The organism is Paenibacillus sp. EKM10P, assembly GCF_011800655.1.
Classification (GTDB): Bacteria; Bacillota; Bacilli; order Paenibacillales; family Paenibacillaceae; genus Paenibacillus; species Paenibacillus polymyxa.
Genome location: NZ_JAALET010000012.1, coordinates 97,972 through 112,889 on the forward strand (window position 1 = coordinate 97,972; position 14,918 = coordinate 112,889).

General features: G+C 46.0%; 14 protein-coding genes, 1 tRNA gene and 1 riboswitch. Of the genes, 9 read left to right on the forward strand and 6 right to left on the reverse strand.

Annotated elements, in window-relative coordinates:
* On the reverse strand, nt 1-1,122 hold the full coding sequence (locus HFE01_RS21670; protein WP_016818594.1) for a glycosyltransferase: 1,122 nt from the start codon (nt 1,120-1,122) through the stop codon (nt 1-3).
* A 395-nt stretch (nt 1,123-1,517) separates the two neighbouring features.
* Between HFE01_RS21670 and HFE01_RS21675 the strand changes: the two genes are divergently transcribed.
* From HFE01_RS21675 to thiE, 5 genes are all read left to right on the forward strand, one after another.
* Nucleotides 1,518-3,239: an NAD-dependent malic enzyme gene (locus HFE01_RS21675; RefSeq protein ID WP_167438372.1), complete on the forward strand. Its 1,722-nt coding sequence runs from the start codon at nt 1,518-1,520 to the stop codon at nt 3,237-3,239.
* A 69-nt stretch (nt 3,240-3,308) separates the two neighbouring features.
* A riboswitch (TPP riboswitch) is annotated at nt 3,309-3,411 on the forward strand.
* 132 nt (nt 3,412-3,543) lie between these two features.
* Nucleotides 3,544-4,233: a thiaminase II gene (gene tenA, locus HFE01_RS21680; protein WP_025365674.1), complete on the forward strand. Its 690-nt coding sequence runs from the start codon at nt 3,544-3,546 to the stop codon at nt 4,231-4,233.
* A 25-nt stretch (nt 4,234-4,258) separates the two neighbouring features.
* A complete protein-coding gene (gene thiM / locus HFE01_RS21685) occupies nt 4,259-5,104 on the forward strand; it encodes a hydroxyethylthiazole kinase (protein ID WP_167438371.1) in 846 nt (281 codons plus the stop codon).
* Complete coding sequence (gene thiD, locus HFE01_RS21690; protein WP_031462102.1) at nt 5,101-5,931, forward strand: bifunctional hydroxymethylpyrimidine kinase/phosphomethylpyrimidine kinase; 831 nt, start codon at nt 5,101-5,103, stop codon at nt 5,929-5,931. The genes thiM and thiD overlap by 4 nt, the downstream gene beginning before the upstream one ends.
* Nucleotides 5,928-6,617 carry a thiamine phosphate synthase gene (gene thiE / locus HFE01_RS21695; RefSeq protein WP_167438370.1) on the forward strand — a complete coding sequence of 230 codons (690 nt, stop codon included), beginning with the start codon at nt 5,928-5,930 and terminating at the stop codon, nt 6,615-6,617. Before thiD ends, thiE begins: the two co-directional genes overlap by 4 nt.
* A 411-nt stretch (nt 6,618-7,028) precedes the next feature.
* On the opposite strand, the gene HFE01_RS21700 is transcribed toward thiE, so the two are convergent.
* On the reverse strand, nt 7,029-7,370 hold the full coding sequence (locus tag HFE01_RS21700) for a winged helix-turn-helix transcriptional regulator (RefSeq protein ID WP_019688443.1): 342 nt from the start codon (nt 7,368-7,370) through the stop codon (nt 7,029-7,031).
* 104 nt (nt 7,371-7,474) lie between these two features.
* On the opposite strand from HFE01_RS21700, the gene HFE01_RS21705 reads away from it, so the two are divergent.
* Nucleotides 7,475-8,386 carry an arginase family protein gene (locus HFE01_RS21705; RefSeq protein ID WP_167438369.1) on the forward strand — a complete coding sequence of 304 codons (912 nt, stop codon included), beginning with the start codon at nt 7,475-7,477 and terminating at the stop codon, nt 8,384-8,386.
* Nucleotides 8,387-8,521: 135 nt separating this feature from the next.
* Here the strand turns inward: HFE01_RS21705 and HFE01_RS21710 are convergent, their stop codons facing one another.
* Nucleotides 8,522-8,776 (reverse strand): hypothetical protein, encoded by a 255-nt coding sequence (locus HFE01_RS21710; RefSeq protein WP_143069147.1) that lies wholly within the window; start codon nt 8,774-8,776, stop codon nt 8,522-8,524.
* A 65-nt stretch (nt 8,777-8,841) separates the two neighbouring features.
* Entirely contained in the window at nt 8,842-9,810 is a 969-nt protein-coding gene (locus tag HFE01_RS21715) for a LacI family DNA-binding transcriptional regulator (protein ID WP_117289135.1), read from the reverse strand.
* Nucleotides 9,811-9,997: 187 nt separating this feature from the next.
* Here HFE01_RS21715 and HFE01_RS21720 point away from each other — a divergent pair, with 187 nt between their 5' ends.
* Nucleotides 9,998-11,341 (forward strand): 6-phospho-beta-glucosidase, encoded by a 1,344-nt coding sequence (locus HFE01_RS21720; protein WP_113050795.1) that lies wholly within the window; start codon nt 9,998-10,000, stop codon nt 11,339-11,341.
* A 217-nt stretch (nt 11,342-11,558) separates the two neighbouring features.
* Here the strand turns inward: HFE01_RS21720 and HFE01_RS21725 are convergent.
* A tRNA-Arg gene (locus tag HFE01_RS21725) sits at nt 11,559-11,632 on the reverse strand.
* A gap of 175 nt (nt 11,633-11,807) precedes the next feature.
* Between HFE01_RS21725 and HFE01_RS21730 the strand changes: the two genes are divergently transcribed.
* On the forward strand, nt 11,808-12,101 hold the full coding sequence (locus HFE01_RS21730) for a magnetosome magnetite crystal formation protein family (protein WP_016324668.1): 294 nt from the start codon (nt 11,808-11,810) through the stop codon (nt 12,099-12,101).
* A 309-nt stretch (nt 12,102-12,410) separates the two neighbouring features.
* Here HFE01_RS21730 and HFE01_RS21735 read toward each other — a convergent pair whose 3' ends face one another.
* Entirely contained in the window at nt 12,411-12,770 is a 360-nt protein-coding gene (locus tag HFE01_RS21735) for a hypothetical protein (protein ID WP_031462108.1), read from the reverse strand.
* 163 nt (nt 12,771-12,933) lie between these two features.
* Between HFE01_RS21735 and asnB the strand changes: the two genes are divergently transcribed.
* On the forward strand, nt 12,934-14,778 hold the full coding sequence (asnB, locus tag HFE01_RS21740) for an asparagine synthase (glutamine-hydrolyzing) (protein WP_113050794.1): 1,845 nt from the start codon (nt 12,934-12,936) through the stop codon (nt 14,776-14,778).
* Nucleotides 14,779-14,918 lie beyond the last annotated feature (140 nt).

A 14,918-nucleotide genomic window follows, 5' to 3' on the forward strand; every position in this document is an offset into this window, starting at 1 on the left:
TTATCTCACCCGCCGATCCAGTCGCCAAATCTCAATGATAGAGCGCAAAAAACGAATGGAATCCTTCCAGACATGAATGTGCGAGCCATCTCGGTCAATGCATTTGACGGGTAGTTGCAGCACACGGAGCTGAAGTCGCTTGGCAATGAACATCATCTCCAGATCTAGCGCTAGTCCGAGTTGTTCCTTCAAATGTGGAAACATCCGCTTCACGGCAACCGAGCTCATCACTTTAAGACCCGTCTGGGAATCTACTACACCGGTTGGTAAAAAGGGGCGAGAGACGACCCGTTTGCCAAAGCTGACGATAGATCGCAATAAAGAACGATTCTCGGCGGTCATATCTTTGGTTCCAATCACAACATCATAGTAGCCCTGTTGAACAACATTGATCATTCTGGCAATATCCTCAATAAAAAAGGAATCGTCCGCGTCCACAAATACGTAGTAATCCGCACCGATGGTCCGCATTCCTTCCAGATACGTCCCTGCCTTGCGCGTATTGCGTCCCAATTCCCTTGTTTGAAGCAGTGGACTCAAGTTCTGGTTAATCCGGTTTACGGACAAGTCCGTTGCTGCCTCCAGCGCTTTAATCAAGGCATTCGTGCCATCGTGGCTACCATCATCAATGAGATAAATCGAACCCTCTATAATATGGCTGCGGATAAAGGCTTGCAGTCGCTCAGCAAAGGTTTTGACATGAACAAAACGTTTCTCTTCGTTATACACAGACAAGATGAATGCAACATGTTGGCTTTTAGTCGAATACTCGGGATAGAGCAAGCTTTGTATTTCAGAAAGTATTTCTTCGGTATCATTGGCTTGCCAAAATAGCAGACGCAATCGGCCTACTCCGATAATCTGCACCATATGCTGATCACTGAACGGAAAGGTTACATCCGTCACCAATAGCAATGGCATTTGCGGAAATTGGCTACGGATCTGATTAGCTTTCCGCACGGCTTGCCCCGGCTCCCTATAATCTATCAGGCAGCAACTTGCGCCCTCGTAGACTGAAGCTTCCTCCGTGTCCTCGCACTGTATATATTGGTAAAAACAAATCACATTGGGATAATCAATAGCCCTGTTGTTATCGCTAAAAATGGCTATAGGTCCCTGCACACAAACCTCTCCTTTTCCTCCGAATAATTCTATTTTGTTGAAAAAGAATTAAAAATGTTTGCTTAGTAAGATTAAATTAATGTCCAAATACTTCATATTTTCTTAACAAAATAGCTCACATCCCTTGATATATAAGCATTCAAGAGAAGAAAAACTAATTTTCATATTTGATAAAACAGAGCATTTAGACCCGATTCATTAGGACTATTACTATACGAATTACAAGGTGAATCCGAAAACAAAATTAGTTCTATAGGATTAATAAAAAGATACACATATGGTCATTTTGTCATAGATTGATAGGCGAATAAAACCAATTTGTACGTCCATACTATGGACAACATGTCATTTTCATCATGAATAATTATCAAAATATAGGGAAAGAAGGTATTTTTATGGAAGCATTTCATGTCAATCGTGATGGGTCATTATCTACTCCCTTACGAGGAAAGGACGTCCTAGCAAACCCTCTTTTGAACAAAGGGGTGGCATTTACAGAAGAAGAACGCAAAGAACTGGGCTTGGAAGGAATTCTTCCTCCCACTGTCCTTTCATTGGAAAAACAGAGCGTTCGGGCATATCAGCAATTCCTGGCACAACCCACCATGCTGCGTAAAAATGCTTCACTTAACGACCTTCATAACCGGAATGTCGTGCTTTACTATCGGCTGCTAACCGACCATTTGAGTGAAATGCTGCCCGTAGTCTACACACCGACTGTAGGAACCGCCATTCAAGAATACAGCCATGAGTACAACCGTCCCGGGGGCGTATATTTATCGATAGATAATCCGAACGGTATCGGACAGGCGTTCTATAATTCCGGCTTACGTAGTGAGGATGTTGACCTGATCGTGGTCACGGATTCAGAAAGTATTTTGGGAATTGGTGACTGGGGTGTCGGGGGAATTAACATTGCTATTGGCAAACTTGCTGTATATACAGCTGCGGCAGGTATTCATCCCGGGCGGGTGCTGCCCATTGTACTGGATGTCGGCACGAATAACGAGAAGCTGCTGAATGATCCGCTATACATCGGAAACCGCCATAAACGAGTTCGCGGAGAAGCCTATCATCAATTTATTGATACCTTTATCAGCAAAACGTTAACACAATTCCCGAAGGCGCTTTTGCATTGGGAGGATGTGGGGAGCGTGAACGCACGCCACATAATAGGGAAATACGGTCAAAACATTCTCACCTTCAATGATGACATCCAGGGCACAGGAGCAGTCACATTAGCTGCGATTGTTTCGGCGGTAGGTGTCACCAAAATTCCGCTACGTGAACAAAAAATACTTGTCTTTGGTCCAGGGGCAGCAGGAATCGGTAACGCCGACCAAATACGGAGCGCTATGATCGAGGACGGGCTTCCTGCAGAAGATTCTTTCAGGTCGTTTTGGGCCTTTGATTATCGTGGGCTATTAACGGACGATATGGAAGATGTACTCGATTATCAGAAACCATATGTGCGTAAAAAGGAAGAAATCAGCTCATGGGCCCGATCGGAAGACGGCAAAATACCGTTGCTGGAGGTCATCCGTCAGGTAAAACCTACAATCTTAATTGGGACTTCCGGTGTAGCGGGTGCCTTTTCTGAAGAGATTATCAAGGAAATGGCAAAGCATGTGGAACGCCCGATCATTATGCCCATGTCCAATCCTACCAATCTGGCTGAAGCGGTACCCGAGGATTTGATACGATGGACTGATGGCAAAGCATTGATTGCTACGGGAAGTCCCTTTGAGCCCGTCAGCTATAACGGTACGAAATTTGAAATTGGACAGGCGAACAATGCCTTTGTTTTCCCGGGACTGGGTCTAGGCGCAATTGTGGTCAAGGCCAAACGAATCACTCCTTCCATGTTTACCGCAGCAGCTGATGCCGTTGCCAACGCCGTAGATTCGAATGAACTTGGCGGCGCACTGCTGCCCCATATTCGAAAATTACGTGATGTTTCGTTTGCGGTTGCGGTTGCGGTAGCAAAGGCCGCAATTCAGGATCAGGTAGCTCAGGCACACCTTCCAGATATTGAGCAAGCCATTCGGGATGCAATGTGGAAACCGGAATATGTGAGGGTCAAAGCCGTGGAAAGTGTAATCCAACACCCTCACTAATCCTTCACTAGGCATAAGCAGTTTGACATAACATAGGAACGAATGTACAGTATTAGTCAAAAGAATAGGAAAGTCCACTAGGGGAGCCATTATGGCTGAGACAAGAATGAATCTTGGACCCTTTGAACCTGATCTAGTTCGTACTAGCGTAGGAAAGTGGAGCCTTCTATATATGGTTTCAGGCGTTTTTGCGCATTGAACCTATGTTGAAGCCGCTCCAGTTTTCGGGGCGGCTTTTTGGCATTGTTCCGAGAGTTGTATCTTACGGGACTTCTTATTCTCCATTTTTGTTGGAGGTGGGGAAATGAGTTTTTCGCAAGAGCTCCGTCAGCAGGCGGATGGCATTTTTCAAGCCATTTATGAGCATCCCTTTGTGAGAGGTATTGCTGAAGGAAATTTAACAAGGGAACAGCTGATTCACTATGTAAAACAAGACTTTGAATATTTGAACGCCTACATGCGGATTTACGGCATCGCGATCTCCAAAAGCACGAGCCGGGAGGATATGGCTGTATTTAACGAACAGATCTCTTTTATTCTCAACAGCGAGGTTCATCCGCATCAAAATTTTTGTGCTATCGCAGGTGTCACCTATGAAGAGATGCAGGGATATCCACTCGCTCCGTCCGCTCATCATTATATCCGCCATATGCTGACCGTCGCACATGAGGGTAGTCTTGGGGAAATCATGGCCGTGCTGCTACCATGTCCATGGACATATCTTGAAATTGGACGCAGGCTAATGGATGAGGTAAGACCGGACGAGTCTCATCCGTTCTATGAGTGGATTTGCTTCTATGGCAACCAAATTGAAGATGTAACCTTCAAATATCGAGAGCGTGTGGATGCTTGGGCGAAAGTCGCCACGGCTGCCGAGCGAGAGCGGATGATTGAGCATTTTATGCTAAGCTGCCAGCTGGAATATATGTTCTGGGATATGGCTTATAAGCAGGAACAATGGCCCGTCCAGATGCGCGCTACGGTCTTGGAATAATCAGTATAGATGAGAGAGGATAAACATGATGAATATATGGGAACAAAGTTATTCGGCGCTCCTGACAAAGGTACAAAACAGCAACCCCCTCGTTCATAATATAACCAATGTGGTGGTCACCAACTTTACAGCCAACGGCCTATATGCACTAGGGGCTTCCCCGGTGATGGCTTATGCACCGGAGGAAGTAGCAGATATGGCCAAAATAGCGGGCGCCGTCGTGTTAAATATCGGTACGCTAAACCGTGAGCTAGTGGATGCCATGATCCTTGCTGGACAATCGGCGAATGCTCACGGTATTCCAGTTCTGTTAGATCCAGTCGGTGCGGGAGCAACTAGTTTTAGAACCGAGTCAGCACTGCGAATCCTAAACGAGGTTAACATCTCACTAGTACGAGGCAATGCAGCCGAAGTCGCTCATCTGATCGGAGAAGCCCGAGAAATTAAAGGGGTAGATGCAGGCGACAGTGCTGACAGCAGTAATGTCGATCTGGCAGTTCGGGCTGCGCAAACGCTCCATACCATGGTTGTCATCACTGGAAAAGAGGACGTCATCACCGATGGGGTTGAAGTACGATTGATTAGTGGCGGAGACGCGCTGCTTACGAAGGTAACCGGAACAGGCTGCCTGCTGACCTCTGTGTTGGGTGCCTTTGCAGCAGTTGAACCCAACCTGCTGCTCGCAGGCACAGCAGGTTTAGCATTTTACAGTGCAGCAGCTTCTCGAGCCGCAGCGCATACCGCAAAGCTGGGACCGGGCAGCTTCCAGATTGCCTTTCTCGACGAGCTTGCCAAACTACATACTGGTTCGCTAGAGGGGCATGTCACGATCCGTGAAGCTGGAACAACTACAACAGGTGGTGCGCGATGAGAGACGTGCATGTACCGAGAGCGCTGACGATTGCCGGTTCAGACAGTGGCGGCGGGGCTGGAATTCAAGCCGATCTCAAAACCTTTCAGGAGCTTGGCGTATACGGCATGTCAGCTATTACGGCCATAACGGTACAAAATACTTTGGGAGTTCACGGTGTATATCCGCTGCCACAGGAAGCAACAGCGCAACAGATCGAAGCTGTAGGATCAGATCTTGGAGTCGACGCCCTAAAGACTGGCATGCTGTTTGATGCAGGCATCATCCGTCTTGTGGCCGAGCAGATCCGAAAGTTCGGCTGGGAAAAGGTTGTCGTCGATCCTGTAATGATTGCCAAAGGGGGTGCAAAGCTGCTGCAACCAGAAGCGGTGCAAGCTTTGAACGACGACCTGCTCCCCTTGGCACTGGTCGTCACACCAAATATCCCGGAAGCGGAGGCCTTAACCGGGATAAGCATTCGTACGATGGAAGGACGCCGGGAAGCTGCGAGACATATTAGTAGCCGGGGTCCCAAATTCGTTGTGATCAAGGGCGGCCACGATGAGGAGAGCGAAAACAGCGGTCAGGTCATTGACCTGCTATTTGACGGAACTGCCTTTACAGAGCTGGGCGGCAAGCGGGTGCGAACTGTCCACACACACGGAACAGGATGTACGTTCTCAGCAGCGATTACCGCTGAATTAGGGAAAGGCGTGTCTGTACCGGAAGCTATTTTGAATGGAAGAGCCTTCATTCAGGCGGCGATTGAAGATACATTGTATTTGGGCCAGGGACACGGTCCAACCAATCATTGGGCCTACCGCCGTCGTCAGGAGATACTCCAATGAGCGGTCGAATATTACCTGAGATCATGCGCCGGCATTTACAGATGTATCTGGTTGTTGGAAGCGTGAACTGCCTCGCGGAACCAAATCGGGTCGTGCAGGAGGCTCTTGCTGGCGGCACAACCATGATCCAGTTCCGGGAAAAGGGCCGTAGCGCGTTAACAGGGGTGCCTATGTTTGAACTTGCGCGTCAGCTACAAGATCTGTGCCACCACGCTGGTATCCCCTTTATCGTCAATGACGATGTGGAGCTGGCTCTTGAGCTCAACGCCGACGGTGTTCACATCGGTCAGGACGATGAATCGGCTGATTCTGTGCGTACGCGGATCGGAAACCGAATCCTTGGCGTCTCCGCCCATACGATTGAGGAAGCTCGTCGAGCCATTCTGCAAGGTGCGGACTACCTCGGCGTCGGCCCCATCTATCCCACCATCTCAAAGGATGATGCTCATGCGGTGCAGGGTCCAGCCATTTTGCATGAGATGCGCAAAGCGGGAATTGATCTGCCCATCGTCGGGATCGGTGGCATTACGATAGACCGTGTGGAGGAAGTGGTAAGTGCGGGTGCCGATGGTGTAGCGGTGATTTCGGCTGTGACGCAGGCAAAACAGATTCGAGCTGCTGCAGAGGAACTAAAGAAAAAGGTAGTGCTAAGCATCAAACATCCGGGGATGTCCCAAAAGCTATAAAATGCTATGTCCCTTCCTTCACCCCATTATGTCACTTTTATTGTTTACGCAAGAGCCTCATTTCCACTAATAAAGTAGAAATGAGGCTCTGTGTTGTCATAAAATTAATCTTTTACAGCTTGATTTCTTGTGTTCTTTTTCTCAGCAATAAGTAATCCTAGCAAAATGTACCCCCTGTACAATATCCCCATGAACAGAACAATACCAACGATTGAAACAAGAATAAGTAGAATATTCGCTACAAATAAAATAATTGCCATAGTCAAAAATATCCCCCCCAAAAGATACTGATTTTTAAGCTTCCTATCCCCAGTACACTTGAGCTTGTAGAATACCTGATTAACTATAAATATATGTCAATCGTCTTTTCTAATATTCGTATAGCATTCGAAAGCAATTAAAAAACGAAACTTAATTATATTGATTTTTGGTTCCCCATTCACATAACCCTTCCAAAACAGGCAATAGTGTTTCCGCTTTTTCTGTAAGACTGTACTCAACTTTAGGTGGAACTTGGGGGTACTCTTTCCGATTCACCAGACCATCCGCTTCCAATTCTTTTAGCTGTGAACTCAATGTTTTATAAGTAATAGCTCCGATTTGTCTTTTCAGATCATTAAAGCGAACCACTTGGTTTTCGGCCAGAAGGTAAATAATAACCATTTTCCATTTACCACCAATAACTGACACTGTATAACCAAAAGGTGTATCTTGAATGTTTTTAACTTTACCTTTAAATTCAGCCATACTCATATTCACACTATCCTTTCGGGTAGTACCTATCAAATTAGTGCGTACTACGTTTTTATTTGCGTTCAGTTTATACTAACCGTAATTTGAAGTAAAGGAGAGAAAATATGACTAAAACAATACGCCTGTTAATGCCGCAATGGCAAGGAGGAAACAATCCTAACTACTCTTTTGGAGCTGAACTGCTGGCTTGGCTAGCCCCAGACAATGATCAACCCCTTATTCATGTTCCAGTTCAAGCTTATGATGGAACTCCGCTTGCCAACGAGAACGGTATGTATGGGAGAAAACAGCTACTTGAACAATTAGAGGCTGCTCAACATATCATTGACGCTCATAAGCCAGATCGCATTGTAATGTTTGGTGGTGACTGCTTAGTCGAACAAGCCCCGTTTGCCTATTTGAACGAACGATACGGTGGAGAATTAGGGTTAATTTGGATCGATGCCCACAGTGATTTAGTTAGATATGTAGGCTATGATAACGGACATACATTACCGCTTGGAAATCTATTGGGAGAAGGAGATGAGGAGTTCGCAAAATATGTGAAATTACCTCTTAAACCTGAAAAAGTCTTTATCGCTGGTTTAGCAACTCCTACAGAAGAAGAAACAAAAGCATTTTCAGAAACATTTCAAAAACTAGGTGTTACTACTATAGAAACAGATGCTGAAGTAATTCAAAGATTAGGGATTCGAACTGCTGGAACCAAAGAGTTAACGATCAGTACCGGATCAATAAAAGAGTGGATTAAAGAAAGCGGCATCAAGCACCTGGCGATTCACCTTGATTTAGATGTACTTGATCCAAAAGCATTTCGTTCTTTATTATTCGCCAACCCTGAAGCTCCCTATAATCTTTCTCCTGCGGGAACAATGCAAATACCTCAACTACTTCATCTGATTAAAGAACTATCTGAAGAAACCGATGTAGTTGGGTTAGGTATAACCGAACATATGCCGTGGGATTCCATTAACTTAAAGAATCTGCTTGGGGAAATACCTATTTTGAATCATTAATTCTACTTACGATCTATACATGTTTTTTTGACTTAATTTTCGAAATGGAATTATTAGAAATTCGTTTGAATTAGAGTATTGTGTAAAGAAAGGACTCCTGGGGATTTATGCTGTTATGGAGTCCTTTTTTATTTTTTACTTTTTATTTTCATTTATTAATTTTAGTACTGGATTAAGGAACTCTTCAAAAAAGAAGTCGCCTCCCTCACCCGGAGTTAGTGCTTTATTATGATCAAAAGATTCGAAATCTTCTGGTACCGAAATATGATAGAGCGTGCCATTTTCCATTAATTCTCCTAAATCCTTATAAGCATTTGTTGGACGTGCAAAGCAGAGAACCCTAGAATTCTCAAGTATATATAAGTGAGTATCAGTTAACCTATATTGCATAAAATAACACCTCAATTATGTGACTTGAATAGCTCAGCACCGGATAAAAAGGAATACTCAGGAGATCAAGTAGTCGCTCGCTCTACTAATTTGAATTCCAAGGGATGTAATTCTTCATGAAGCCCCTCTAGGGCATTTCGAATCATAATGAATGCATTTTCCGCTTGCTTGTCAATCGGGTAATGAATGGTGGTTAAATCAAGCAAATGCGAAATTTCGGTGTTATCAAAGCCCACCACTGCAACATTACTCGGGATAGAAACACCGAGCCTACGTGCTTCGGTCAACAGCCCTGCAGCCAAATAATCGGTAGAACAAGCGAAGGCATCAGGCTTGTTGGATTGTTCGCCCCACCAGTGAGCAATTTGTTCACCCGCTTCTATTGAATTTAAGCCATAAAAATGCGGGAAAGCATCAGCGTTCAAATCATATTTTTTGCAAAAATCATGATAAGCCCGTATGCGCTCCTTCGTATTCAATCCCCTCATATTCCCATATACATTCACAATGCTGCGATAGCCTCTGGCATACAGATGCTCCAGCGCAAGCATGTACCCCTGATACTGGTCCATAAATACAGACGGGATTGCCTCAATGTTTACACGCTGCCATGTCACAATTGGACCATATTGGGTGTAGTGCTCAATCACACTCCACTCATTGACGCGAATCATACAGACCAAGGCGTCCAGTTGCTTTCTCCGCAACATTTCCAGTGCTTCAAGCTCCCGCTCCTTCTCTCCATTCGTAATAAATAGTGCCATATTAAAACCATGCTCCTGGGCATAGGTTGTAAATCCACGCACAAATGAACCCAATGAATCATTAAAAGAAATTGAAATAATTCCTATGAGCTTGGTCATGCCCTTTTTTAATGAAACCGCATTCAAATTAGGTACATAATCCAGTCGGTCTATGATCTCCTGTACACGCTGCCTTGTCGGTTCACTTACGTACGGATGGTTATTAATGACACGGGACACCGTTGCCGAGGATACACCCGCCAGCTTTGCAATTTCATGAATATTTGCCACATTTCTCACCTCGTTCTTTCTATTTTAGCATGTTCGTGTTTAGCATGTTTCGTGGCCCCGCCCTATAATTGTCACCTTCCCCAAATAAGTTTTTTAAAAGCGCTTGACCTGTAATGCATTACAGGGATTACAGTGAATTTGAGCTTAAGAAAGCGGTTTTAAAAAACATACTCAGGAGGCACTAACCATGAAAAAAGGCATAAAGATCGCAACTATTGGCGGAGGCTCCAGCTATACACCAGAATTAGTAGAAGGTTTTATCAAACGCTATGCAGAGCTTCCCATCCGGGAATTATGGCTGGTAGATATTGAAGCAGGACGCGAGAAACTGGAGATCGTAGGGGCCATGGCCCAACGGATGGTGAAAGCCGCCGGCATTGATTGTGAAGTACATTTGACACTGGATCGTCGGGAAGCCTTGAAGGATGCCGATTTTGTAACGACCCAATTTCGGGTAGGCTTATTGGAAGCCCGGATTAAAGATGAAAGTATTCCTTTGAAACACGGTATGATCGGTCAGGAAACCAATGGGGCTGGTGGGATGTTCAAAGCTTTTCGTACCATACCCGTTATCCTCAGTATCGTAGAAGATATGAAAGAACTGTGTCCGAATGCATGGTTGATTAACTTCACCAACCCTGCGGGCATGGTCACCGAAGCAGTGCTTCGTTATGGTCAGTGGGATAAAGTCATCGGATTATGTAATGTTCCAATCGGCGCGATCAAGAGTGCATCGGCTGTGCTGGACAAACCGGAACAAGAGCTGTTCTTTAAATTTGCAGGAATTAACCACCTTCATTGGCACAAAGTTTATGACAAAACCGGAGAAGAATTAACAGAACAAGTCATCGAAGGACTGTATGCGCCTGGCGCACAACCGGAGAAGGTCGTTGAAAATATTAAGAACATGCGCTTCCTGTATGATCAGGTTCGTCAATTGAAAATGCTACCTTGTCCTTACCATCGGTATTACTATATGACCGATAACATGCTCAAGGAAGAATTAGAGGAGGCCAAAAACGAAGGAACTCGGGGCCAAGTCGTCAAACGTCTGGAAGAAAGTCTGTTTGAATTGTACAAAGATCCGAATCTGGATTACAAACCAGAGGAATTATCCAAACGCGGCGGTGCGCATTACAGCGATGCTGCCTGTGAAATCATCAACTCTATTTATAACAACAAAGGCACATTGATGGTAGTTAGTACGCGTAACAACGGTGCGATTGATGATGTCCCTTATGATAGCGCCATCGAAGTAACCAGTGTCATTCGCGCGCATGGTGCGGAGCCTGTCAACTTTGGCAAATTCCCGCCAGCACAACGGGGACTGCTGCAAGTTATGAAGGCGATGGAAGAGCTGACCATTGAAGCGGCGGTCACTGGTGACTATGCGACAGCACTGCAAGCCTTCACCCTGAATCCGCTCGTTCCAAGCGGCGATATCGCCCAAACTGTACTGGATGAATTGCTGGAAGCACACAAAGAGCATCTGCCGCAATTTTTTGCTCATAAAGAGAAGGCGACAGTATAAAGCCAGAATCAATGATACTGCCAGAACACAAAAAAACTTCCTAATATTGAATTAGGAAGTTTTTGCTATACGTCCCAGGAGGGATACTCTCCCTACGGTCGAGACTGCGAAGTTTATGCTAACGATGCTTAGCTCCGACGTCCCCCCAAGGGGTTCTCATCCCACACTGGAACACAAAAAAAACTTCCCAATATTGAATTAGGAAGTTTTTGCTATACGTCCCAGGAGGGATTCGAACCCCCGACCGACGGCTTAGAAGGCCGTTGCTCTATCCAGCTGAGCTACTGGGACAAAATGATAATCCATAAAACCTTATGTATTCAGTGCATTAATGATTATATCACATTTTGGGCAACTGTCAAAAGCATTTTTTCATTATACAGGAAAGCAGGCTGCAAAAGGAATCATTTGGACGCTAACGGGGTATTATGTACAAAGAACGATGCCAAAAAGGAGGGGTTAATCCGTGAGAGGCCTTTTGTCTTCACTTTGTTATTTTAGCATTTTTTTCGCACCTTTTCTGGTGCCGGTCATTGTGTGGATTGCAGTCCGGGACGAATATGTTCAGGGACACGCGAAAAAAGCCATTTTATCGCACATTTTCCCCATTATTGCGGCGATTCCGCTAGTTTATTTTATTATCACTGCCAATCATGCAGGCTCGGTTATCGGGTTTGTACTGCTATTCGTAGTGGTCTATCTCGGCGTTTTTGTCTATAACATCTACAAAGGGATCATGACGCTGCGTGAAGCGGCCTAATTCAAAAGAAGCCTCTCGCATTCGCAATTTTGACGAATACAGAGGCTTCTTCAGGGTCATTTATAAATGAGCGTTTCTCAGTTTATGACTGTTTATTTATTACCGAAGCGTCTAGGACTTCTTCGCACCTCATGTCTTACATTTTTCTCCATCACTTCTTCCGCGAACTCATTGTTATGAATATAACTGCTGCCTTTGTTTTTCTTATACTTCGCTTTGCCGTCTATGATTTCCCCCTCCTTTCACGCTGATCTGGCGATGGCGCCGGTGTCCAAATTAACAAAAGCCGAGGTAGTGCACACCATATCCTCATGCCCCGAACTCCTTGGCAAACTCTGTACTAAGCTGCCCATAGGAGAGCAATTCCCTTTTGAACTTTTCCCGTTCCTCACCAGCGGTAATGTGCGTAGAGTCCGTAAAAGCCTTGTCGGTCACTTCTTCAAATGCCGAATGCAGATTATTGTCATACCAATCCAGCTCCAGATCGGCATCATTGCGGATGATCCGTACCATGTCATAATCAGGCTGACCATCCTTCTGATTCGTAGCTGTGATATAAACCAGCAGCTCCGGGTCATCTGCGGCACCGGGACGCACTTCTACCTCAGCACAGCGCACTCCGTCAAGTTCAGTGAAGCGGCGTATTTTGGCATCCTTGATGTAGTACATTGTCTCCCTCCTTCCTCACATGTAGGCGGGTTGCCCCATCTGTAGTTTTCGGAACGGACAGACATTTTATGCTTCTTTTCGGCATATATACTGATGAACTGGGGATTTAGTTTTTGATTCATTCCAACACTGGATGAACACGACAAAGAGAGGATGAATAGACATGTGCGGAATTACAGGTTTCATACAGTGGAACGGAGATTTAATGCATCAATCTGAGCTGCTGCTAAATATGACGCAAACGCTCTCCGATCGCGGACCGGATGCTGCGGGTACCTGGATATCCAATCCGTGTGCCTTCGGACACCGAAGACTAAGCGTAATGGACCCGGAAAACGGCGCTCAGCCCATGATCCGGCAGCTTGAGGATATCACTTATACGATTGTATATAACGGGGAAATATATAACGCGCCTGAGCTGAAAAAAGAGTTGCAACAACGCGGGCATTTTTTCCGTACACAATGCGACACAGAGGTACTGCTCGAATCCTATATCGAATGGGGCCCGGATTGTGTAGATCGGTTGAACGGCATTTTTGCGTTTGCGGTCTGGGATAGTGAGCGGGAGCAGGTATTTCTGGCACGAGATCGACTGGGAGTGAAGCCGCTATTTTATAGCCAAACTGAAGATGTATTTGTATTTGGCTCCGAACCCAAAGCCCTACTCCAGCATCCAGCGGTAGAGGCAGCAGTAGACGCCGAGGGATTGGCAGAAATTTTTATCATTGGGCCTGCACGCACCCCCGGACACGGCGTCTATTCGTCGATGAAGGAGCTCCGTCCCGGGCATACCCTCACCTACAGCCGCGACGGCGTACGCATTCAAGCCTATTGGAAACTGGAAAGCATTGCGCATGAGGATAACACCGAAGAAACGGCACTCAAGGTACGACAGCTGTTAATGGATACCGTGGAACGGCAGCTTATTTCGGATGTACCGGTATGTACCTTATTGTCTGGCGGGCTGGATTCAAGTGCTCTGTCCGCATTAGCAGTTGATTATTACAAACGTACCGGGCAGGGACAAGTTCATACGTATTCAGTCGATTATGTGGACAACGACAAGCATTTTAAAGCCCATGCGTTCCAGCCCGGAGCCGATGCTCCCTGGATACAGCGGATGGTCGATGAATTAGGGACAAATCATCACTGGATTGAATTCGATACACCTGAAGTTGTAGCCGCTCTGAACAACTCCACGCTAACGCGGGATTTACCCGGCATGGCGGACGTGGATTCGTCACTGTATCTCTTTTGCCGGGAGATTAAAAAGGGCGCTACCGTTGCCATTTCTGGTGAAGCAGCGGATGAAGTGTTTGGCGGATATCCGTGGTTCCATCGGGAGGATATGCTGAACTCAGGCACATTCCCGTGGGCGGTTGCTCCCGATATGAGAGCGAGTCTGCTATCCCCTGAAGTGCGGGACTGGATCAAGCCGCTGGAGTATTTGAACGACCGTTACTCAGAAGCAGTCGGAGAAGTACCAAAGCTACCGGGGGAAACAGGAAAAGCTGCGCAAATGCGCGTCATGTCCTATTTGAACATCACCCGCTTTATGCCTACCCTGCTGGATCGCAAGGATCGGATGAGTATGGGGGTCGGACTCGAAGTACGGGTGCCGTATTGCGATCATCGGTTGGTGCAATATGTATGGAACATTCCGTGGAGCATTAAGATGACAGGCGGACGTGAAAAAGGTATTTTGCGCAAGGCGCTGGAGGGCGTATTGCCGGATGATGTGCTATATCGCAAAAAAAGCCCGTATCCCAAAACGCATAATCCCTCCTATCTTGCCGCTGTGAAAAAGCAGGCGCTGCAACTGCTGGATGATTCCTCTTCCCCACTGCTCAAGCTGATCGATACGAAAAAGATACGGGATATTGCCGCCTCACCGGAGGCATCCACCAATCTGCCTTGGTTCGGCCAGCTAATGTCGGGTCCTCAGTTGTTTGCTTACTTGACCCAAGTGGATAACTGGCTGCGCACTTACAAGGTGGCTATTCGATAAAATGTGCTAACTGCTTAAGCCGTAAACTACGAGGTGGTAACCGCCTGTTTTCCTCGATGCGTGCTATACGTGGAACAGAAAATACCAAAAAGGCTATCCGCGCCTATGACTGACGGATAGCCTTTTTTTCGTATATGACA